14 protein-coding genes are annotated in these 21,781 nt (G+C 71.3%); 7 read left to right on the top strand and 7 right to left on the bottom strand.

The window, feature by feature from the left end; genetic code table 11:
* Positions 1 to 7 precede the first annotated feature (7 nt).
* A complete protein-coding gene (locus HDG69_RS11620) occupies positions 8 to 811 on the bottom strand; it encodes an electron transfer flavoprotein subunit beta/FixA family protein (RefSeq protein WP_171783922.1) in 804 nt (267 codons plus the stop codon).
* A gap of 163 nt (positions 812 to 974) precedes the next feature.
* Here HDG69_RS11620 and glgX point away from each other — a divergent pair, with 163 nt between their 5' ends.
* Both glgX and HDG69_RS11610 read left to right on the top strand, forming a co-directional pair.
* Positions 975 to 3,212 carry a glycogen debranching protein GlgX gene (gene glgX, locus HDG69_RS11615; RefSeq protein WP_171783921.1) on the top strand — a complete coding sequence of 746 codons (2,238 nt, stop codon included), beginning with the start codon at positions 975 to 977 and terminating at the stop codon, positions 3,210 to 3,212.
* A gap of 43 nt (positions 3,213 to 3,255) precedes the next feature.
* The gene (locus HDG69_RS11610; RefSeq protein ID WP_171783920.1) at positions 3,256 to 4,953 is read left to right on the top strand and encodes an FAD-binding dehydrogenase; all 1,698 of its coding nucleotides are present in this window, start codon (positions 3,256 to 3,258) and stop codon (positions 4,951 to 4,953) included.
* A gap of 64 nt (positions 4,954 to 5,017) precedes the next feature.
* Here HDG69_RS11610 and HDG69_RS11605 read toward each other — a convergent pair whose 3' ends face one another.
* Positions 5,018 to 5,956 (bottom strand): hypothetical protein, encoded by a 939-nt coding sequence (locus HDG69_RS11605; protein WP_171783919.1) that lies wholly within the window; start codon positions 5,954 to 5,956, stop codon positions 5,018 to 5,020.
* Positions 5,957 to 6,315: 359 nt separating this feature from the next.
* Between HDG69_RS11605 and HDG69_RS11600 the strand changes: the two genes are divergently transcribed.
* From HDG69_RS11600 to HDG69_RS19690, 5 genes are all read left to right on the top strand, one after another.
* Complete coding sequence (locus HDG69_RS11600) at positions 6,316 to 8,370, top strand: maltotransferase domain-containing protein (RefSeq protein ID WP_171783918.1); 2,055 nt, start codon at positions 6,316 to 6,318, stop codon at positions 8,368 to 8,370.
* Positions 8,367 to 10,166 (top strand): maltose alpha-D-glucosyltransferase, encoded by a 1,800-nt coding sequence (treS, locus tag HDG69_RS11595; protein WP_171783917.1) that lies wholly within the window; start codon positions 8,367 to 8,369, stop codon positions 10,164 to 10,166. The genes HDG69_RS11600 and treS overlap by 4 nt, the downstream gene beginning before the upstream one ends.
* A 5-nt stretch (positions 10,167 to 10,171) precedes the next feature.
* Positions 10,172 to 11,584 (top strand): phosphotransferase, encoded by a 1,413-nt coding sequence (locus tag HDG69_RS11590; RefSeq protein WP_171783916.1) that lies wholly within the window; start codon positions 10,172 to 10,174, stop codon positions 11,582 to 11,584.
* Between the two features lie 481 nt (positions 11,585 to 12,065).
* Positions 12,066 to 13,481 (top strand): AAA family ATPase, encoded by a 1,416-nt coding sequence (locus tag HDG69_RS11585; RefSeq protein ID WP_171783915.1) that lies wholly within the window; start codon positions 12,066 to 12,068, stop codon positions 13,479 to 13,481.
* Positions 13,481 to 14,143, top strand: a complete 663-nt coding sequence (locus HDG69_RS19690) for a DUF4276 family protein (protein ID WP_171783914.1) — start codon at positions 13,481 to 13,483, stop codon at positions 14,141 to 14,143. The genes HDG69_RS11585 and HDG69_RS19690 overlap by 1 nt, the downstream gene beginning before the upstream one ends.
* An 89-nt stretch (positions 14,144 to 14,232) precedes the next feature.
* Here HDG69_RS19690 and HDG69_RS11575 read toward each other — a convergent pair whose 3' ends face one another.
* From HDG69_RS11575 to HDG69_RS11555, 5 genes are read right to left on the bottom strand one after another with little or no spacing between them, the layout of a single operon-like run.
* Entirely contained in the window at positions 14,233 to 16,392 is a 2,160-nt protein-coding gene (locus HDG69_RS11575; RefSeq protein ID WP_171783913.1) for an alpha-galactosidase, read from the bottom strand.
* Positions 16,389 to 17,360: a glycoside hydrolase family 113 gene (locus tag HDG69_RS11570; protein WP_425484026.1), complete on the bottom strand. Its 972-nt coding sequence runs from the start codon at positions 17,358 to 17,360 to the stop codon at positions 16,389 to 16,391. Before HDG69_RS11570 ends, HDG69_RS11575 begins: the two co-directional genes overlap by 4 nt.
* Positions 17,357 to 19,879 (bottom strand): glycosyl hydrolase 2 galactose-binding domain-containing protein, encoded by a 2,523-nt coding sequence (locus tag HDG69_RS11565; protein ID WP_171783912.1) that lies wholly within the window; start codon positions 19,877 to 19,879, stop codon positions 17,357 to 17,359. The genes HDG69_RS11570 and HDG69_RS11565 overlap by 4 nt, the downstream gene beginning before the upstream one ends.
* Positions 19,876 to 20,811, bottom strand: coding sequence for a carbohydrate ABC transporter permease (locus HDG69_RS11560; RefSeq protein ID WP_425484025.1), 936 nt, complete (start codon positions 20,809 to 20,811; stop codon positions 19,876 to 19,878). Before HDG69_RS11560 ends, HDG69_RS11565 begins: the two co-directional genes overlap by 4 nt.
* On the bottom strand, positions 20,808 to 21,755 hold the full coding sequence (locus tag HDG69_RS11555) for a carbohydrate ABC transporter permease (RefSeq protein ID WP_171783911.1): 948 nt from the start codon (positions 21,753 to 21,755) through the stop codon (positions 20,808 to 20,810). The genes HDG69_RS11560 and HDG69_RS11555 overlap by 4 nt, the downstream gene beginning before the upstream one ends.
* Positions 21,756 to 21,781 lie beyond the last annotated feature (26 nt).

Below are 21,781 nucleotides of genomic sequence, written 5' to 3'. Positions count from 1 at the left end.
ACTCCGTTCACACCAGCTCGTTGCGGATCAGGTACTCGGCCAGCTCGCGGCCACCAGAACCCTTGTCCTGGACCAGCTCGACCTCGGGCTTCTCGGGACGCGGCGCCGCCTGGGTCGTCGCGGTGCGGGCACCGGCGGCGCCCACGGTCGCCGCGTCGAGGCCGAGGTCGGCGGCCGACCACTCCTCGATCGTCTTGGAGCGCGCCGCCATGATGAGCTTGAAGTTGGGGAACCGCGGGGTGTTCGCGGTGTCCGCGACGGACAGCAGGGCCGGCAGCGGCGCCGTCAGCGTCTCGGCCGCCTCGTCCGTCTCACGGGTGATCGTCAGGGCGCCGTCGGCGACCGTCACCGTCTTGGCGAAGGTCAGCGACGGCCGCCCGAGGTCGGCGGCGAGCAGCGCCGGCACCACGGAGCCGAGCCCGTCCAGGGCCGCCATGCCGGTCACGACCAGGTCGACCGGGCCCTCGGTCTCCAGCCGGCGGACCGCGGCGGCGAGCGCCGTCGTCGTACCGAAGTAGTCCGAGTCGGCCAGCGCCTCGTCGGAGACGCGGACCCCGCGGTCGACCCCCATCTGGTAGGCCTTGCGCAGGGCGACGTCACCCGCGGGCGGTGCCACCGTCAGGGCGACGACCTCGCTGGTCTCGCGCTCGTCGTCGGGCAGGGCCTCGACGATGCGCAGGGCCGCCTCGAGCGCGTTCTCGTCCAGCTCGTTGAGCGTCCCCTCGGACGGGTCGCGCACCACGCGACAGTCCGCGAACTTCCGCTCGGCGTTGATGTCCGGCACGTACTTGACGAGAACGACGATGCGCACGGGGAACCTTCCGATCCAGGTGCTCGACGGATGGACGCAGGCGACGCGCGGCCGCCTGGGCCGAGCCTACTCGGCCCGGACCGTCCCTCCTGCCGTCGTCCGTATCGCGCGACACGTGCCCGTGCGGTTCGTGGCTGTCGGTCCGCTGGTCCAGGATGGGCCCATGCAAGCCCGCCCCAAGGTCACCCCGCTGAGCCGTCCCAACCGGACCCGCAGCCACGTCCCACCGCTCGGTGCGCGCACCACGCCGGACGGCGGCATCGACGTCGCCGTGCTCGCCTCCCACGCCACCGGCGTCGAGCTGTGCCTGATCGACGTCGTCGCCCCCGAGAAGGACGCGCACGACCCCGCGCGGTACTCCGAGCGACGCGTGCCCCTCGACGGGCCCACGTACGGCGTCTGGCACGGCCACGTCCCGGACGTCGCAGCGGGCCAGCGATACGGGTTCCGGGTCCACGGACCGTGGGACCCGGGCGCCGGGATGCGGCACAACCCGGCCAAGCTGCTCCTGGACCCCTACGCCCGCGGCTATGACGGGGACCTGGCGTACGTGCCGGCCACCCTGGGCGGTGGAGCGGCCGACGACGGCGGACCGGACGACCAGGACTCGCTGCCGTTCGTCCCGCACGCCGTGGTGGTCGCGGACCTGCCCGAACCGCCCGCGCTCAGCCGGCCCCGGGTCCCCTGGGCGGACACGGTGGTCTACGAGGGGCACGTGCGCGGCCTGACGATGCAGCACCCCGACGTGCCGGAGGAGCTGCGCGGCACCTACGCGGGCGTGGCCCACCCGGCCATGATCGAGCACCTCACCGCGCTCGGGGTGACCACGCTGGAGCTGCTGCCCATCCATGCCTCGACGGCCGAGCCGTGGCTGGCGGGCCGCGGCCTGTCCAACTACTGGGGCTACTCCACGATGGGGTTCTTCGCGCCCCACGCGGCCTACGCGACCCGCGCGGCGCAGGAGGCCGGCCCCGCCGCCGTGCTCGACGAGGTGCGCGGCATGGTCCACCTGCTGCACTCCGCGGGCATCGAGGTGCTGCTCGACGTCGTCTACAACCACACCTGCGAGGGCGGCGACGACGCGCTCTTCCTGTCCTGGCGAGGCCTGGACAACCCCCTGTACTACCTGCACGACGGCGGCTCCCCGGCCGCGCTCGCCGACGTCACCGGGACGGGCAACACGCTGGACTTCCGGCGCCCCCGCGTGGTGCAGCTGGCCCTGGACTCCTTGCGCTACTGGGCCGAGGTCGTCGGCGTGGACGGCTTCCGCTTCGACCTCGCGGTGACCCTGGGCCGTGACCACGAGGGGTTCACCCCCGACCACCCGTTCCTCGTCGCGCTGCAGACCGACCCTGTCCTCTCCGGCCTCAAGCTCGTCGCCGAGCCGTGGGACGTCGGGCCGGGCGGCTGGCAGACGGGCCAGTTCCCCGCGCCGATGGCCGAGTGGAACGACCGTTTCCGCAACGCCGCCCGGTCGTTCTGGCTGGAGGCCCCCCGGCAGGGATCCCACGGTGAGCCCATGCACGGCCTGCGGGAGCTGACGACCCGGCTGGCCGGGTCGGCCGACCTCTTCGGGCGCTCCGACCCGCCCCTGATGCGCGGCCCGGTCGCCTCGGTCAACTACGTCACCGCCCACGACGGCTTCACGCTGGCGGACCTGGTGGCGTTCGACCGCAAGCACAACCGCGCCAACGGCGAGGACAACCGCGACGGCACGGACGACAACCGCTCGTGGAACCACGGCGTGGAGGGGCACGCGCCGGACGGCGACGACGCGACGACCGAGCCGTGGTCCGCCGTCGTGCCGCTGCGGCGCCGCTCCCAGCGCAACCTGCTGGCCACCCTGCTCCTGGCGGCCGGCACCCCGATGATCACCGCCGGGGACGAGCTGGGGCGCAGCCAGGGCGGGAACAACAACGCCTACACCCAGGACTCGCCCGTGTCGTGGGTCGACTGGGACCTGGACGAGGCCGGCACGGAGCTGCTCGCGACGGCACGGTTCCTCACGGGCCTGCGGGCCGAGCACGCGGCCCTGCGCGCCGAGTCGTTCTTCCTCGGGTCGCCACGCCCCGGTGAGCAGGTGCCGGACCTGCTGTGGTTCGACGCCTCCGGTGCCGCGATGGACCACGAGGCATGGGGCGTGGGCGGTCGCCGGGTGATCCAGATGCTGCGTCCCGGCCCCGACGACCACGAGGCCGACGTGCTGCTGCTGCTCCACGGCGGGCTGGAGGACGCCGACGTCACCCTCCCCGAACCACTGGCCGGCGCCGGCCCTTGGGAACGCGTGTGGAGCTCGACGTGGGACGCGCCCTCGGGACCGGAGGAGGGCGACGAGTTCGAGGAACCCGGTCACGTGACCCTGGAGTCGCTGAGCGTCGAGGTGCTGGTGGCGCGGCGCTGATCCACCCCTGGGATCGCGCCGAGACCTCTGACAGACTGCCCGCATGGCAGACGCAGACGTCATCGTCATCGGAGCAGGCCTGTCCGGTCTGGTCACCGCGACCGAGCTGACCGCGGCAGGACGCCGTGTCATCCTGCTCGACCAGGAGCCGGAGGCCTCGCTCGGCGGCCAGGCCTGGTGGTCGTTCGGCGGGCTGTTCCTCGTGGACTCCCCCGAGCAGCGCCGCCTCGGGGTCCACGACTCCGCCGAGCTGGCCTGGTCCGACTGGCTGGGCTCTGCCCGCTTCGCCCCCGGTGCCGAGGACGGCCACGGCCCGGACCGCCACGGGTACGCCTGGGCGAAGCACTACGTCGAGGCCGCCGCCGGCGACCTGCGCTCGTGGCTGCACGCCAAGGGGGTGCGCTGGTTCCCCCTCGTGCAGTGGGCCGAGCGCGGCGGCTATGCGTTCGGCCCTGGCCACGGCACCGCCCACGGCAACACCGTGCCGCGGTTCCACGTCACCTGGGGCACCGGCCCGGCCGTCCTCGAGCCGTTCGTCGCCGCCGCGCTCCAGGCGCGGTCGGCCGGTCTGCTCGAGCTGCGCTTCCGCCGTCGGGCCACCGGCCTCGTGGTCACCGACGGTCGCGTCACCGGGCTGCGCGCCGAGGTCCTGGCCGACGACGGCGCGGTGCGCGGTGCCCCCTCGTCCCGCGAGGCGGTGGGCACCGAGGAGATCTCGGCCGGCGCCGTCGTCGTCGCCTCGGGCGGCATCGGGGCGAACCACGACACCGCCCGCGCCCGCTGGAGCCCGGACGCCGGAACCCTGCCCGAACGGATGCTCTCCGGTGTCCCCGACTCCACCGACGGCCTCATGCTCGGCCACGCCGCGGACGCCGGAGCCGCCCTCGTCCACGAGGACCGCATGTGGCACTACCCGGAGGGGATCGCGAACCACTCACCGGTGTGGACGAACCACGGCATCCGCATCTTGCCCGGACCGAGCTCGCTCTGGCTGGACGCCGACGGCGGGCGCCTGCCGGCCCCGCTGTTCCCCGGGTTCGACGCCCTGGGTGCCCTGCAGCACGTCACCACCCGGGGCGACGACCACTCCTGGTTCGTGCTCAACAAGGCGATCATGGACGCCGAGTTCGCCCTGTCCGGCTCGGAGCAGAACCCGGACCTGACCGGCAAGGACGTGCGGCTGCTCGCCGAACGCGTGCTCCCCCGCGCCGTCGGACCGGTGGCACGCTTCGCCGAGGAGTCCCCCGAGTTCCTGTGGGCCGACACCCCCGAGGAGCTGGCCGGGCGGATGAACGCGCTGACCGAGGCGACCCCGGGGTCCCGCGGGCACGTCGACCCGGCTGGGCTGGCCGCGATCGTCCGCGCCCGCGACGCGCAGGTGGCCTCCGGGCTCGGCAAGGACCCCCAGGTGATGGCCACCCGCGCCGCCCGCACCTTCCGCGTGGACAGGATGATCCGTGTCTCGCCGCCCCGGCCCCTGACCACGCCGAAGGACGGGCCGCTGCTGGCAGTGCGCCTGTCGGTGCTGACGCGCAAGACGCTCGGCGGCCTGTGGTGCGACCCGTCCGGTCGGGTGCTGCGCGACGACGGCTCGGTGCTCGACGGGCTGTGGGCCGTCGGGGAGGCCGCAGGGTTCGGCGGCGGTGGGGTGCACGGCCACCGCGCGCTCGAGGGGACCTTCCTCGGGGGCTGCCTGCACACCGGGCGGGTCACCGGGCGGGCGCTCGCGGCCACCGCCTGACCGCGAAGTAGTACCTCCGGCGCTGCGGAAGTACCCACGGCGTACTACCGGGCGACCGGAGGTACTACTTCGCGGACACGAGGCGACGACGGCGCCCGGCCTCCGCGAGCGCGGTGCGGACGCGACCCACCAGCGCGGCCGGATCCCCGAGGTCCGCCCAGGTGACACGCAGGATGAACCACCCCGCCTCGACGAGGGCGTCGTGCCGCATCTTCTCCGCCACCAGCCGCTCGTGCGGGTCACCGTAGTCTCCACCCGAGTACTTGACCGCACCGTCGAACTCGATCCCGACCCGGAGGTCGGGCCAACCGAGATCGATCCAGCTCGTCCCCCGTCGGGTCGCGACCGGGACCGCCAGATCGGGAGCGGCCAGACCATGGTCCAGGAGGTGCCACCGCACCAGGGACTCCCCCGGCGACTCCGCCCGCGCGTCGGCGAGGTCGACCACCCACCGCGCCTGGCGGACACCTGGCCGGCCCGCTGCCTCGGCGAGGATCCTGCCGACCCGACGCAGGTCGGCTCCGGCTCGCAGCGCGGAGTCGGCGATCACCAACGCCTGCGGGCCGGGCAGCCACCGCGCACAGTCGACGAGGGTGCGCTCGATCGTCGTGACGGCCCGACCGCGGACCACCGTCCGGTCCCGGTCGGGCAGCGGGACAGCGTGCCGACGCAGGTCCGGGTCCCACCGCTTGCGCACCCTCGGCTTGGTCCGCTGGGTGACATGGACCTCGTCAGCGAGTCGGTAGAGAGCCAGGCCGTGGATCAGCGCGGCCGTCTCGTGGCTGAACACGACGTCGCTCCTCAGGGTCGCGGCGACGGCGGCCGCCTTCTCCAGGACGCGGCGCTGACGCCGGAGCGCGGGGCCGCCGTCGTCCACCACCGCCGGGAGGTAGACGCCCTGCCGCACCCGACGCAGCTGACCGCGCCGGAGCGATCGCTCGATGACGGAGCGCCGAGCCGGGTCGAACCGCACCACCTCCGGCAGGGCGCGTGGCTCCGGCACCGCAGTGTCGCCGGGTCGCCGAGCCGGACGACGGGTGCCGGGCGCCTGCGGCGGGCCGGTCATGGAGGGCCGGGGGCCGCGCCGTCCGGAGGGCCCGCGTTCCGGTCGGCCGGGGGTCGGTGAGCCGGTGTCGTCCATGCCGGGATGCTGTCAGTTCTGACGCCGTCGGCACTGACAGCCTGTGGACAACCCGCCTGCACGCCGCGAAGTAGTACCTCCGGTTCTCCGGAAGTACCCGCGGTGTACTTCCGGAGAACCGGAGGTACTACTTCGCGGATGGCGGGTGGCGGGCGAAGGAAGGTACGCCGCGTCGGGCATGTTGTCGCGCAGACCTGCGGTGCCGTGACTAGCGTGGGGGTGTGACGTCGCCCCAGCCAGCACCACCCCGTCCCGTCGGTCGCATCCCCGTGATCGAGGTCTCGCCCGTGATCGAAGGAGGCCGGTGGCCGGCCAAGGCGACCCCCGGCGAGGTGGTGCCCGTCGAGGCGACCGTCTTCCGGGAGGGGCACGACGCCGTGAACGCCACCGCCGTCCTGTTCGGCCCGGACCGCAAGGTCCACTCGTGGGCGCCCATGGAGGACGTCTCCCCCGGCCTGGACCGCTTCCGCGGGTTCCTGCAGCCGGACGCGACCGGCGACTGGTCGTTCCGCGTCGAGGCGTGGTCCGACCCGTACGCGACGTGGGCGCACGACGCCGTCATCAAGGTCGGTGCCGGGCAGGACGTCGACCTGATGCTCACCGAAGGTGCCCTGCTGTTCGAGCAGATCACCGCCAAGAGCCTGCAGCGGCGCCGCACACCCGAGGACGCCGAGCTGCTCGCTGACGTCGCCCGCGAGCTGGCCGACACCACCCGGCCCGCCGAGGCCCGGCTGGCGATGGCCACCACCACGGCCGTGCGGGACGCGCTGCGCCGGATCCCGCTGCGCCGGATGATGAGCCCGAGCCCGACCTATCCCCTGCGCGTGCATCGTGAGCTGGCGCTGACGGGTGCCTGGTACGAGATGTTCCCGCGGTCCGAGGGCGCGACGCAGCGTCGTGACGGCACCTGGCGGTCCGGGACGTTCGTCTCCGCGGCGAAGCGGCTGCCCGCGATCGCGGCCATGGGGTTCGACGTCGTCTACCTCACCCCGATCCACCCGATCGGCACGACCTTCCGCAAGGGCCGCAACAACACCCTGGAGGCGCAGCCCGGCGACCCGGGCAGCCCGTACGCCATCGGGTCGCCCGACGGCGGCCACGACGCGATCCACCCCGAGCTCGGCACCGAGCGCGGGTTCAAGGCGTTCGTGGCCGAGGCCCACGAGAACGGGCTCGAGGTCGCTCTCGACCTGGCCCTGCAGTGCTCGCCGGACCACCCCTGGGTGACCGAGCACCCCGAGTGGTTCACGGTGCGCGCCGACGGGTCGATCGCCTACGCCGAGAACCCACCGAAGAAGTACCAGGACATCTACCCCCTGAACTTCGACAACGACCCGGCGGGGATCTACGCCGAGGTCCTGCGGGTGGTCCGCCTGTGGATCGACCGCGGCGTCACCCTGTTCCGGGTGGACAACCCGCACACCAAACCCCTGGACTTCTGGGAGTGGCTGCTCGCGGAGGTCCACGCCACCGACCCCGACGTGATCTTCCTGTCCGAGGCGTTCACCAAGCCCGCGATGATGGCCACCCTCGCCCGCATCGGCTTCCACCAGTCCTACACGTACTTCACCTGGCGGAACACGAAGGAGGAGGTCCTGGAGTACCTCCAGGAGGTCTCCGGCGAGGCCGGTGCCGTGATGCGACCCAGCTTCTGGCCGACCACGCACGACATCCTGCCGCCGTACCTGCAGGAGGGCGGCGTCGCCGGCTTCGCGATCCGTGCCGTCCTGGCCGCGACGGGGGCGCCGACGTGGGGCATCTACTCCGGCTACGAGCTCGTCGAGAACGTGCCGCGTCCCGGCGCCGACGAGCAGATCGACAACGAGAAGTACGAGTACCGACCCCGGGACTGGGCGCAGGCCGACGACATCGGCATCTCCATGCTGCTCGGCAAGCTCAACGAGGTCCGCCGGGCGCACCCCGCCCTGCAGCAGCTGCGCAACCTCTCGGTGCACCCCACCACGAACGACCAGGTGGTCGCGTTCTCCCGACGGGTCCGCGCCGAGCACCTGCCCGCCACCGGCCGCCCCGGCGCGACGCAGGACGACGTCGTCCTCGTGGTCCTCACCCTGGACCCTCACGAGGTGCAGGAGTCCACGGTGCTTCTCGACCTGGAGGCCCTCGGACTGGTCAGACCCGAGGGCGTCGAGGACCAACCCTTCTTCACCGCCCACGACCTGCTCTCCGGGCAGTCGTACCCCTGGGGCGCACACCCCTTCGTCCGCCTCGACCCGCAGCAGCAGGTGGCCCACGTGCTGAGGATCGGCCCGGCATGAACGCCTCGGTGAACGCAGGGGGCGTCGACGTGCCGCGCCCCATCACGCGTCAGATCCCCGTCCAGGCGCTCCCGCCGCGGGCGCAGCCGGAGCCGCCCCCGCTGGCCAAGCCAGGCCTGACCGACGACCCGGACTGGTACCGCAAGGCGGTCTTCTACGAGGTCATCGTCCGCGCCTTCTCGGACACCGAGGGCGCCGGCACGGGAGACCTGCGGGGCATCGTCGACCGGCTCGACTACCTGCAGTGGCTCGGTGTCGACTGCCTGTGGCTGCCCCCGTTCTACCCGTCGCCGCTGCGCGACGGCGGGTACGACGTCGCGGACTTCACCGCGATCGCCTCCCAGTACGGGACGTTGCAGGACTTCCAGCAGCTCATCGAGGCCGCCCACGCCCGGGGCATCCGGGTGGTCGTCGACCTGGTCATGAACCACACGAGCGACCAGCACCCCTGGTTCCAGGCCTCGCGCGCCGATCCGGACGGGCCGTACGGCGACTTCTACGTCTGGTCCGACGACAGCACGCGATACCAGGACGCGCGCATCATCTTCGTCGACACCGAGACGTCGAACTGGACGTTCGACCCGGTCCGCCGCCAGTACTTCTGGCACCGGTTCTTCAGCCACCAGCCCGATCTCAACTTCGAGAACCCGAAGGTCGCCGAGGCGATGCTCGAGGTCGCGCGGTTCTGGCTGCGGATCGGGGTGGACGGCTTCCGGCTGGACGCCGTGCCCTACCTGTTCGAGGAGGAGGGCACCAACTGCGAGAACCTGCCCCGCACCCACGAGTTCCTGCGTCGCGTCCGGCGGATGATCGACGAGGAGTTCCCGGGCCGCATCATGCTGGCCGAGGCGAACCAGTGGCCGCAGGAGGTGGTGGAGTACTTCGGCACGGCCGAGGACCCGGAGTGCCACATGTGCTTCCACTTCCCCGTCATGCCACGCATCTACTACGCGCTGAAGGACCAGCGTGCCACCCAGCTGCTGGACATCCTGGCGGACACCCCTGACATCCCGGCCCCCGGCGGGCAGTGGAGCACGTTCCTGCGCAACCATGACGAGCTCACCCTCGAGATGGTCTCCACCGAGGAGCGCGCCGCCATGTACGGGTGGTACGCCCAGGACCCCCGTATGCGCGCGAACGTCGGCATCCGGCGTCGGCTCGCCCCGTTGCTGGACAACTCCCGCAAGGAGATCGAGCTCGCGCACGCCCTGCTGCTGTCCCTGCCGGGCAGCCCGTGCCTGTACTACGGCGACGAGATCGGCATGGGTGACAACATCTGGCTCCCGGACCGTGACGCCGTGCGCACCCCCATGCAGTGGACGCCGGACCGCAACGCGGGCTTCTCCACGGCCGACCCGGGCAAGCTGTACCTGCCGCTCAACCAGTCCTTGGTGCACCACTACCAGCACACGAACGTGGAAGCACAGTTGGCGCAGCCCAGCTCCCTGCTGCACTGGGTGCACGGCATGCTCGCCGTGCGCCGTCTGCACCCGGCCTTCGGCACCGGCGAGTTCGCGGCCCTGGCGGCCGACGACGAGTCGGTCCTCGCGTTCACCCGCACCGACGGCGAGACGCTCCTGGTGGCCGCGAACCTGTCGGCCACCGCCCGGTCGGCGACGATCGAGGCGCCGGGCCTCGAGGGGTGGTCGCTCACCGACCTGTTCGGTGGCGGGAAGTTCCCGCCCGTCGGCCCCGACGGGCGGGTCAGTCTCTCCTGGGGGTCTCGCGACTTCTACTGGCTGGTGGCCACGCCGCCCGACGGCGGGGCCCGCACAGCGACGGACACGGAGGCCTGACCGCCATGATCGACGTCGCCGTGCGGACCGCAGCCGAGGGACCCGACCCGAACATCGAGGCCCTGCTGGCCACCTGGCTGCCCACACGGCGCTGGTACCCCGGTCACGGCGAGGTCCGCGCCGACCCGTGGCTCGCCGTCACGTTCGAGGCGAACGGTGAGGAAGAGACCACCACCGGGCCCGACGGCGAGGCCCTGGCCGCGACGTCGGCGGACGTCGTGCTGCTTCTCACCCGCCTGGTCGGGGCCGCCCTGCCGGGCGGCGAGGTGACCGTCCAGGTCCCGCTGGTGCTCACCGACCCGGCGACGCCCGGCCCGGGCTTCATCGACACCGTCACCACGGCGTCCGGCGAGGTCGCCGTGCACGACGGCGGCGCCCACCCGGTCTGCTGGCTGACGCTGCTGCGGGCGATGGGGGTCGAGGGCCGGCCGGAGTCCCTCACGGAGCGGGGCCGGGTGCTGGCCGGCGAGCAGTCGAACACCTCGGTGATCCTGCCCGGCGTCCCGTCGCCCGGTGGAGCGGGTGGGATGCTCAAGATCCTGCGCACGGTGGCCGACGGGCCGCACCCCGACGTCGTGGTCCCCCAGGCACTGACCGAGGACGGCTGGGACGGGGTGCCCCGGTTCCTGGGCGCGCTGGAGATCGACGTGGCGGCCGCAGACTCGGTGGGCCTGCCGGTGCACCTGGCCATCGTGTCGGAGCTGGTGCCGCACGCGGCCGACGGCTTCGAGCTGGCCTGCGACGTGGCGAGCCGCGGCGAGTCGTTCGCGGGTCATGCCCACGACCTCGGACGGCTGGTCGCCGAGCTGCACGAACGCATGGTCCGGGTGCTGCCGCCCGGCCCCTCCCTCGACGCGGCGTCGTTCGTGTCAGGGCTGCGTGCGCGGGCCGAGCGCGCGGTCGGCGACGCCCCGTCCGTGGCGGACCGCGCCGACGAGATCGCCGCGCTGTTCGACCGGCTCGTCGAGCGGCTGTCGGCCCTGCCCCACCCGTTGCCGACCCAGCACGTCCACGGCGATCTCCACCTGGGCCAGACGTTGTTCGGCGACGGCGCCTGGAAGGTGCTCGACTTCGAGGGCGAGCCGCAACGTCCCGTCGCCGAGCGGACCCGACCCGACCTGCCGCTGCGGGACGTGGCCGGGATGCTGCGGTCGTTCGACTACGCGGCCGCGATCGGGGCGGCACCGGACCCGGCCGCCTGGCAGGCGGAGGCGACCCGGGCGTTCGTGGACGGGTACCGCACGGCCGCGGCGACGGCGTCGGGGCCCGGCGCCCTGATGGACGACGGCACCGCGGAGCTGCTGCTGCGTGCGCTGGTCCTGGACAAGGCGCTGTACGAGGTCGTCTACGAGACCCACCACCGCCCGGAGTGGCTGCCCATCCCGCTCGGCGCCGTCGACCGGGTGCTGACTATCTGACCTGCCACGGCAAAGAGCCCTCTTCTGCAACATCGTCACACAGGGTGGGTTGAACCTGTCGCAACGGGCCGACTGGAGACCTCGCGCACCAACATCCACAACGAACCATGCTGGTTCTGTGGTGTTCTTGGCCCGGTCCGATCCCGGTGCGACGTCGTGCTTCCCAGCCGTGCTCCTGGCCCGCAAGACGCCCTGCAGGTCCGCGACACGGCGTTGCCTGACGGCACGCCGTCGGAAACCGCCCTCCCAAGCAACGCTGGAGCGGTACGACCACGCCGAGACTAGTGCTGCCACGCGATCGTGCAGAACGGGAACCACCCACCGAATCGCCCCGAGCCCACTTCTACCCGCCGGTCGCCGGACATGACCTACACGCCGACCCCACTAGTGATCCGATGCCGACACGGAAGCCGCAGCAACATGGTTCACGGTGCGCGCGTCGGACTCCCGAGCGCCCAGATTGTTCTGTAGGGTCATGGGCATGCTGACGCGACTCGAAGTCGATGGGTTCAAGAATCTTTTGGGGTTCAGTTCCGACTTTGGCCCGTATACATGCATTGCGGGGCCAAACTCAGTCGGAAAGTCGAACATATTTGACGCTATCGTTTTTCTTTCACTTCTTGCCGATCGGACCTTTGTCGAGGCAGCGGCTATGGTCCGGTCCACCGACGGGGGACCTGCGGACCCGGGCATGCTCTTCTTCGACGATGGCAATAATGGCCCGCGTCGCATGCGACTCGCCGCAGAGATGATCGTTCCGAGCGATGTAACGGACGATTTCGGCCGACAGGGTTCTGCTACGACCACCTGGCTCCGCTATGAACTCGTACTTGAATATCATCCCGCCGCGCAAACCGGACCGCTCGGGCGGAGCGCAACCATCAGACTTCTTGAGGAAAACTTGGAGAGCATGCGAGCAGGCCAAGCGGTGCAACGTATGCCATGGACGCGAGGTAAGAAATCATTCCGAGATACGGCAATCTACAACCGCCGCCGCAACGCAGATTTCATCTCGACCGCAGAGACCGACAGCGGTGATATTACGATTAACGTCCACCAAGATGGCGGAAGCCGGGGACAGCCACGCAAATCACCGGCGGCCAGCGCGCCAAGGACGCTTGTTAGCACTACTACCACTGTTGATGCTCCGACGATCCTTGCTGCGCGGAACGAAATGAGGCGGTGGCATTTGCTTGCACTCGAACCTTCCGCAATGCGACAGCCGGACGAGGTTACCGCGCCTACATCGGTATCGCCAAACGGAGCCCACTTGGCCGCGGCCCTACTGCGCATGGGTACCGCCGATACTGACATCAACTCACGGGTTGCCGCGGCAGCGTCAGCCCTAACTGACGTCCGGAGTATTCGGGTCGATTTCGACGAGCGTCGTGAGCTCCTCACCTTGAAGGCTGGCATCGGTGCCGGCCCGGAAATCCCCGCACGCAACCTCTCAGACGGTACACTGCGGTTTCTTGCGTTGAGCATCATGGAAGCTGACCCGGAATTCGATGGCGTAATCTGCATGGAGGAGCCCGAGAACGGGATCCATCCAGCGAGAATCCAAGCAATGGTAGACCTCGTGCACGATCTCGCCGTTGATCCCGACGAAGCGCCAGGTGACGAGAATCCAATGCGTCAGGTCATCGTCAACACACATTCACCGATGTTTGTACGGAAGCAGGACAAGGACGATCTAGTCCTTGCGATGCCTACACCCGTAACGCGCGGTGGACGTGCAGCGACCACAGTTCGCCTACATCCCATGCAAGAGTCATGGCGTGCATCAGCCGCAGTGACGGTGATGACAAAGTCCAACGTAGTTGACTACCTGAAGACTAACCTTGGAGACCAGTTGGCGTTCCAGCTGGGAGCTGGTGGAGACGAGGACGACGCCTGATGTCGTCGAGCACGATCTCATTCGCCTTCATCGGCGAAGGTCCGAGCGACCGGTCCGTGGTGGTCGTACTGCGGGAACTAGTGCGCCGCGCCGGCGCCGACGAGGTGACCGGTGTGCCGTTTCCGTGCAGCGGGACATCTCGACAGAAGGTCGACTCCCTTCTCGCCGAGATGGTAACCCCGTATGACCTAGTATTCCTACATCGCGATGCAGACACTGAAGACTCGGGCCCGCGCCTCGCCGAAGTAAACAGCGCTTTTGCGGAGGCCAGAGTTGCCGGCGTTCCCGTTGTTCCAGTACAGGAGACGGAAGCTTGGCTCCTGACCGATGAGCAGGCCATCCGCGACGTCGTGGGGCGCCCGTCCGGGAAGACTCCGCTGGGACTCCCGAAACTCCAACGCATTGAGGCCGCCAAGCAACCGAAGGAGATACTTGCGCGCGCCTGCGTAGCCGCCAGCGAGAGTTCCGGCAAGCGTCTGCGGCGCGTGCGCCGCGACTTCGGACTCCATCGCAGCACCTTACTGGAGCGCCTCGACCCGGACGGTCCCGTCTCTAGCCTGCCGTCGTTTCAACGGCTCGTGAAGGACACCACGACTGCTGTCCAGGCCTGCCTCGGAGGCCGAGCTCATAGTGGCGAGAATGGGGCAATCTTTCGAACTTAGTCGGCGACGCACCCACATGGGCCTCGGCGGAGAGCAGTGACTATCCCGCCGGCGTTCACTGCCAGCGTGGCTATCGGACGACCGGGTGCTCAGCTGGTCGCACTGACGCGCAGGAGCACCGCGCGGTCGGCGAACAGCACCGGCATCGCCAGCCCCACCTCCGCCAGCAGCCGTCCCGGCAGCTCCGCTCCCCCGGCGTCGACCCACGGCAGCGACACTCCCCAACGAGCGGCGACACCCTCGAGGTCGCGCGCCGGGCCGTCGAGCGCGACGCGGTACGTCCGGTCCGGGTCCAGCCCCGGCAGCCGTACCGCCGGCGGCGGCCAGGTGTCCGACGACGCGGTGCACACCCAGGCGTACAGCGCCTCGGAGCCGTCGTGCGCGACGACACCGTGCAGGTCGTACGCGGGGTCCGGCACCTCGGCGTGCACCACCCGACCCGAGTGCAGCAGCCCGCGGCGCTCCCGGTAGCACGCCACCCAGGCGGCGAGCCGCTCCCGCTCGGCCTCGGTCGCCTCGGTGACGTCCCACTCGATCCCGAAGTGCCCGAACAGGGCGACCGCGCACCGGAAGTCCAGCGGCAGCGCGCGGTCCGACGTCGGCGCCACCGGCGCGGAGACGTGCGCCCCGAGCAGCTCGTACGGCACGAGCAGGGAGGTCCACCGCTGGATCGCGGCGCGCTCGTGGGCGTCGGTGGAGTCCGACGCCCAGATGCGGTCGGTGCGGGACAGCATCCCGAGGTCCACGCGACCGCCGCCGGAGGCGCAGGTCTCGATCTCGAGCCCCGGGTGGCGTGAGCGAAGGGTGTCCATCAACCGGTAGACGGCCAGCGTCTGTCCCCGGACCGCACCGCGGCCCGACGGCGGCAGCCCGGCCTCACCGATCTCCCGGTTGTGGTCCCACTTGAGGGAGGCGATGGGGTACTCGTCGAGGAGCGCGTCGAGCTGACCGAGCACGTGGGCGTACGCCCCCGGGTCGGCCAGGTCGAGCACCTGCTGGTGCCGTGCTTGTCCGGGTGCGCGGCCCCCGGGCGCTGTGAGCAACCACTCGGGGTGCGCCCGGGCGACGCCGGAGTCCGGGTTGACCATCTCCGGCTCGACCCAGAGCCCGACGTCCATCCCGAGCCCGCGCACGTGGTCCACCAGCGGCCACAACCCCTCGGGGTAGACGTCGCGCGCGACGGTCCAGTCGCCCAGCCCCGCCCGGTCGTCCCGCCGGGCGCCGAACCATCCGTCGTCGAGCACAAACCGCTCGGCGCCGACCGATGCGGCGGCGTCGGCGAGCGCCGTGAGACGGTCGAGGGAGTGGTCGAACGTGACGGCCTCCCAGGTGTTCACCACCACGGGTCGAGGTGTGCGCGGGTGTCCAGGTCGGGCACGCAGCCAGTCGTGCACGCGGGCGCTCGCGTCGTCGAGCCCGGTGCCGTAGGTGGCGTACGTCCAGGGCGCGACGTAGCTCTCGCCCGGCGCGAGCCGGACCTCGCCGGGCTCGAGGAGCTCGCCGGCGGCCAGCAGGCAGACACCGTGGTACGAGCGTTCGGCGTGCATCCGCTGGTTGCCGGACCAGCCGGCGTGCACGGCCCACACCTCGCCCGAGCGGGCGCCGAACCCGGGCTCCCCGGCGCAGAGCAGGTACCCGGAGTCGAACCCCGGACGGCCGCGGTGGCCGCTGCGCTCGTGGGTGCCGTGGGCGAAGGGCAGGCGCTGAGGGGCGCGTTCGCGGAGCTGGTGGCCGGTGAAGTCGAGCAGCTCGGTGGCTCGGGCCGGCACGGGCAGCGCGGGCAGGACGCCGCCGAGGTCGTACGTGCCCGCCACGTCGCCCCGGGCGGTCACGGTGGCCCGCAGCCGCAGGAGCCCGCTGCGGGCCTGCTCGACCTCGAGCACCAGGTCGAGCCCGGCCGCGTCGTCACCGGCGTGCACGACGACGCCGGTCGCCCACGGGGCGTCCCGTCCGGCGTGGTCGACCCGGGACACGACGAACCGGGTCGACGGCGCCGCTCCGGCCCGGTGACCGGTCACCCCGCGCGCGCCGGGCCAGCCCGCCGAGGCCTCGGGCAGCAGCGAGACCGGCATGGGGCCGTCCACCGGGTAGCCGAAGGGCTGGGGCTGCGTGGCGGTCCGCAGCTCCTGCAGCACCTCGTCCGGCTCGTCGCCGAGGTCGGCTCCCCAGTGCACCACCACCGGCAGCCGGTCACCGGTGACGTCCAGGACCAGGCTCACCCCGCCGGCCCGCAGGTGGACGATGCTCACGGCCGGGGCCCCGCTGCCAGACGCCGGTACGTCTCCGCGACGACGGCGGCGGCCGGCTTGCCGGAGGGGCAGTAGTCGTCGTTCGTGACAGCGTCCTGGGGCGGGTAGAGCGTGGCGGGCCAGTCCCACAGCACCCAGCCCTGCACCCAGGGACGCGCCGCCGTCGCCGTCAGCATGTCGGCGTACCAACGGGCCTGCTCGTCGGGGTCGGGCGGGCCCTGCAGCGTCCAGTCGTTGGGCAGCGCCGCGGACCCGGCGCGGCTCGGGCAGCCGGTCTCCATGAAGAAGAACGGCTTGCTCTCCCGGGCGACGACCGGCTCGATGCGGTCGAGCTGCGCCTCCCACTCCCCCAGCGGGTAGTACCCCGAGGCGCTCATCACGTCGACGGCGTCCCACCAGGTGAGGCGGTCCTCCTGGTACTTGTCGCAGTTGTAGGTCACCAGGCCGTCGTACACCTCGCGCACGGCGGCCACCACCGCGCGCCAGGACTCGGCGTGCTCGTCGGAGCGCACCATCTCGCAGCCCACGCAGAACATCTCCGCGCCCTCCTCGGCCGCGATCCGGGCGTGGTGGACCACGAACGCGGTGTAGGAGGCGAACCACTCGTCCCAGGTCGGCTCGTTCGGCACGTCGGGGTGCAGGAACCCGATGTGGGCGCGCCAGGTGCCGTCCGCGACGTTGACGACCGGCTTGAGGCAGACCTTCTGCCCCCGTGCCCTGGCGGCCCGCACGGCCCAGCGGACCTCCTCGTCGGTGAGCGCCGGGGCGTCGCGGAACGGGATCCGCGTGGACTGGGCGGTGGCCTGCTCGGCGGCGTAGGTCACCGCCGTCCAGGTGGTGGCCAGCTCGGTGACCATCGCGTCCATCGACGCCTCGGCCCCCGGGGTGCCCCAGGTGCCGCGCACACCGGTCCAGCCCCACGTCATCCCGAGGACGGGACCGCCGGGCAGCGGCACGACGGCGCTCACCGGGCACCTGCGACGAGCTGGTTGAGCGACCGGAGCACGGGCCCGGCCGTCAGCGAACCGGCGTCGAGGGCGACGCCGTCGGGCACGCGGACCCTCAGCTCGGTGCTCTCGCCGGGCAGCAGCGTGACCATCTGCTCGTCCACGCGGGCGTCCGGGTGGACCTTGTCCACCAGCAGCGTGAGGTCCCGCACCAGGTTCTCGGCACGGACGTCCACCCGGTACCCGCCGTCGACGGCGGTGACGGCCGTGGTCAGCGCCGGTGCCTCCAGCCCGGAGTCACGCGGTTCGGCGAAGAACCACAGCGCCCGCTCCGTGCCGACCGTGGCGCGCACCAGCTCGGTCCCGGGGTCGGCGGTGGCCGCGACGTCGTCGGGCAACGGCACCGTGAGCGTGCCGCGCGCCGCGACCCGGACGGCCTCACGCCCCTTGGCGAGCTCGGTCCCGGCGAGGTCGAGACGCTGGACGACGAGGTCCCCGGTCCAGGGTTCGTCGGTGTCGTTGACGAGCACCGCCGCCAGGGTGCCGGCCTGCTCGGAGGGCCGCGGCTGGATCGTCACCAGCCGGTCGGCGTGGGCCTGCCCGAGCGCGTACAGCAGCGGCTTGGGACGCTCGTCGCCGTCGACGGCCGCCCACGAGGTCACGGGCCAGCAGTCGTTGAGCTGCCAGACGACCGACCCCATGCAGCGTGGCCCCCAGGAGCGCAGGTGCTCGACGGCCACGCGGACGGCGGTGGCCTGGTTCCAGGACATCGCCCAGTGCCAGTCGTCCATGTCGTCGGGGACCCGCAGGTGGGTGGCGAGCCCCTGGCCGAGCTTCTTGTTGCCCTCCGTCGCCTTCTGGTGCACCTGCATGCCGGGCGACTCCGGCGTCAGGGGCGCGTCGCTCACCGCACGGGTGAGCGTGGCCCAGGTGGGTGGCCCCTGCCAGCCGAACTCCGCCATGAACCGGGGGACGTCGTCGCGGTAGTGCGTCCAGTCGAGCTGGTTCCACACCTCCCAGGAGTGCATCGACCCGTGCCGGACGTCGTTGGGGTGCACGTCGAGCGAGCCGGACCACGGGCTGGACGGCGTGTAGGGCCGGGTGCCGTCGACCTGCTCCACGACGCGGGGCAGCAGCTCGGTGTAGTAGCCCAGTCCCCAGGTGCGGCCGTCGAGCACCGCCGGCCAGCCCCAGTCGTGGAATCCCCAGATGTTCTCGTTGGAGCCGTTCCACAGCACCAGCGACGGGTGCGGTGCCAGGCGGGCGACCTGTTCGCGGGCCTCCGCCTCGACCTCGGCGCGCAGCGGCTCCTCCTCGGCGTAGGCCGCGCAGGCGAAGGCGAAGTCCTGCCAGGTCAGGATCCCGCGCTCGTCGCACAGCTCGTAGAACTCGGTCGACTCGTAGATGCCGCCGCCCCACACCCGCAGCAGGTTGATCCCCGCCGACTCGGCCTGCACGATCCGGCGGTCGTAGCGCGCGCGGTCGACGCGGTGGACGAACGCGTCGTCGGGGATCCAGTTGGCTCCCTTGACCCACACGGGACGGTCGTTGACGACCAGGACGAACGACGTGCCGTCGTCGTCGGGGGTCATGTCCAGACGCACCGAACGGAACCCGCTGCGCGTGGTCCACGCGTCGAGCGGTGCGCTGTCGGCGGCGAGGGTCACCTCGACGTCGTACAGCGGCTGGTCCCCGTACCCGCGGGGCCACCAGAGCTCGGCGTCCGACACCTCCAGGCGCAGCGTCGCGAGGTCGTCGCCGGCCGTCACCCTCGTGGTCCCGGTGTGCTCGACCCCCCGACCCGTGAGCCGCACGGTGACCTCGAGCGTCTCGTCCGGCGCGCCGGGCGCCCGCTCGACGGCGGCACGCACCTCGAGACGCCCGGCCCCCGTCGCGGCGTCCGCCGTCGCCGTCGTCGTCACGGTGCCGAGTCTCGCCGCCGACCACGACTCCAGACGGACCGGGCGCCAGATGCCGGCGGTGGCGGCGTCGATCCCCCAGTCCCACCCGAAGTTGGCCGCCATCTTGCGCATCGCGTTGAACGGGTGGTGGTTGACCTGCGGACGCTGGCCCAGGGCGAGGCTCTGCGCGTCGGCGAACGGCACCGGCGCGGCGAACCGCACCACGAGCTCGTTGTCGCCCTCGCGCAGCAGCCCGGTGACGTCGAACCGGTAGGACCGGTGCTGGTTGGCCGTGCGGGCGACCTCGACGCCGTTGAGCAGCACCGTGGCGACCGTGTCGAGGCCGTCGAAGGCGAGCTCGTGCCGGTCGTGGCCGTCGGCGCGGTGGGTGAACGTCGTGGCGTACTCCCAGTCGCTGCGACCGATCCACGTCAGCAGGCGCTCGTGGTCGTCGAGGTACGGGTCCGGGATCGCCTCGGCCGCCAGCAGGTCGGTGTGGACGCAACCGGGCACCTCGGCCGGGACGCCGGCCCCTGCGAGCCGCTCGGCGAGGTGGCCGGGTACCGCCCGGGACGTGCTGCGGACCGTCCAGCCCTCGTGGAGCTCGACGGCACGGCGGCGGGGGGATGGCTGGGTCACTTGGTGGCTCCGGAGGTCAGGCCGCTGTAGATCTGGCGCTGCAGCAGCAGGAAGGCGACGAGGGTGGGGACGATCACGAGCACCGCACCGGCCGAGATGACCTCCCACTGCGCCCCGAACGGCCCCATGAACCGGAACAAGGAGGTGGAGACGACACCGAGGTCCCGCGAGGGCATGTACAGGAACGGGATGTAGTACTCGTTGTAGATCGCGATGCCCTTGACGATGACGACGGTCGCGATGGCGGGTCGTAGCAGCGGGAAGATGATCCGGGCGTAGATCGTCAGACGGTTTGCCCCGTCGAGCATCGCCGCCTCGTCGAGAGATCGCGAGATGCCCCGCATGAACTGCAGGAAGATGTAGATCGAGATGATGTCGGTCCCGGTGAACAGCACGATGGCTGCCCAGCGGGTGTTGAACAGGCCCAGACCGTTGACGATCTGGAACGTGGCGACCTGCGTCGTGACCGCGGGGACCAGGGTGGCCAGCAGGAACGCACCCATGACCAGCCGGCGTCCGCGGAAGTCGAACCGGTCCACGGCGTAGGCCGTCATCGTCCCGATGATGATGGTCCCGACGAGCGCCACGACGAGGATGATCGAGGTGTTGAGGAACCCTCGCACCATGCCGCCCTGGATGAAGGCCGTCACGAAGTTGTCGAGGTTCGTCCAGCTCTCCGGCGGGGTCAGCGGGTCGGAGGTGGCGAACTCCTCCTTGGTCTTGAAGGCGGCCATGAACACCGTCGTCAGCGGGATGAGCGCGGCGGCACAGGCGACCACCAGGCTGGCGTACTTCGCGGTGATGGCCACCGGTCCGAGCAGCGGGTGGAGCTGCCGCACGCCGCGGCGCAGCCGGAGCCACGCTCCCTCGAAGGGCCCCGGCGTCGGGGCGGGACGTCCCTCTGCCCGAGGGGGGTTCTGGACGGCGGTCACGTCAGGTCCACCTTCTCGTCGGGGAAGATCCGGCGCTGGATCCAGGTGACCAGCAGCACGATCAGCAGCAGCACCACGGCCATGGCCGAGGCGAGGCCGAACTTCTTGAACTCGAAGGCCTGCTGCACGGTCTGGATGACGAACGTCGTCGTGCCGTTGGCGCCGCCGGTCATGATCCAGGGGATCTCGAACACGGCGAGAGAACCGGAGATCGCCAGGATCGTGGTCAGGCCGATGACCTGCTTGATGCCCGGGGCGATGATGAACCGGAACTTCTGCCAGCTCGTGGCACCGTCGAGGTCGGCCGCCTCGTAGAGCTCGTTCGGTATCGACTGGATCGCCCCGAGGAACAGCACGAAGTTCAGGCCCATGTAGCGCCACACGCTGGTCGACGCCAGCGAGATGTTCGCCAGGTCGGGGTTGCCCAGCCACTGGGGCGGTTCGGCCACCCCGACGAGGGCGAGCAGGGCGTCCAGGGTCCCTCCCGGCCGCAGGAAGAACAGGAAGACCAGACCGATCGCCACGCCGTTGATCAGGTAGGGGAAGAAGATGATCCCCTTGAAGAAGTTCCGGACCCGCGTGCGGAAGCTGAGGATCGTGGCGAAGTAGAGCGCGAGCGCCAGCTGGAGGAACGCCCCCGCCAGGTAGTACAGGCTCACGAGGAAGACGCTGAACATGTCCGGGTCGGTGAAGATCCGGGTGTAGTTGTCCAGCCCGACCGGCTCCTTCACCGGTGCCATGCCGTCCCAGCTCGTGAAGCTGTACCAGACCATGTTGGCCACGGGGACGTAGGTGAAGAGCACCAGCAGCCCGAGGGGAGCGACGAGGAAGAGCCACGGGGTGACCCTCCAGCCACGTCCCGGACCGCGCCGCGGGGGTGCCGGTGGTGGGGTGGCCGTGGCGCGTGCTGCTGCCCCACGGACCGGGGACGAGACCGTCGACATGGCGGCCCTCCTCTCGGTGATGTCCC

This window comes from Isoptericola halotolerans (assembly GCF_013149785.1).
Taxonomy (GTDB): domain Bacteria; phylum Actinomycetota; class Actinomycetes; order Actinomycetales; family Cellulomonadaceae; genus Isoptericola; species Isoptericola halotolerans.
Note: the sequence above shows the minus strand (reverse complement) of the source record. Positions and strands in the feature narration are given on the sequence as shown.

Excerpts from the sequence above, each read along its gene's own strand:
- HDG69_RS11610 (WP_171783920.1), top strand. The coding sequence starts at position 3,256 with ATGGCAGACGCAGACGTCATCGTCATCGGAGCAGGCCTGTCCGGTCTG.
- HDG69_RS11555 (WP_171783911.1), bottom strand. The coding sequence starts at position 21,755 with ATGTCGACGGTCTCGTCCCCGGTCCGTGGGGCAGCAGCACGCGCCACG.
- treS (WP_171783917.1), top strand. The coding sequence starts at position 8,367 with ATGAACGCCTCGGTGAACGCAGGGGGCGTCGACGTGCCGCGCCCCATC.
- HDG69_RS19690 (WP_171783914.1), top strand. The coding sequence starts at position 13,481 with ATGTCGTCGAGCACGATCTCATTCGCCTTCATCGGCGAAGGTCCGAGC.
- HDG69_RS11590 (WP_171783916.1), top strand. The coding sequence starts at position 10,172 with ATGATCGACGTCGCCGTGCGGACCGCAGCCGAGGGACCCGACCCGAAC.
- HDG69_RS11585 (WP_171783915.1), top strand. The coding sequence starts at position 12,066 with ATGCTGACGCGACTCGAAGTCGATGGGTTCAAGAATCTTTTGGGGTTC.
- glgX (WP_171783921.1), top strand. The coding sequence starts at position 975 with ATGCAAGCCCGCCCCAAGGTCACCCCGCTGAGCCGTCCCAACCGGACC.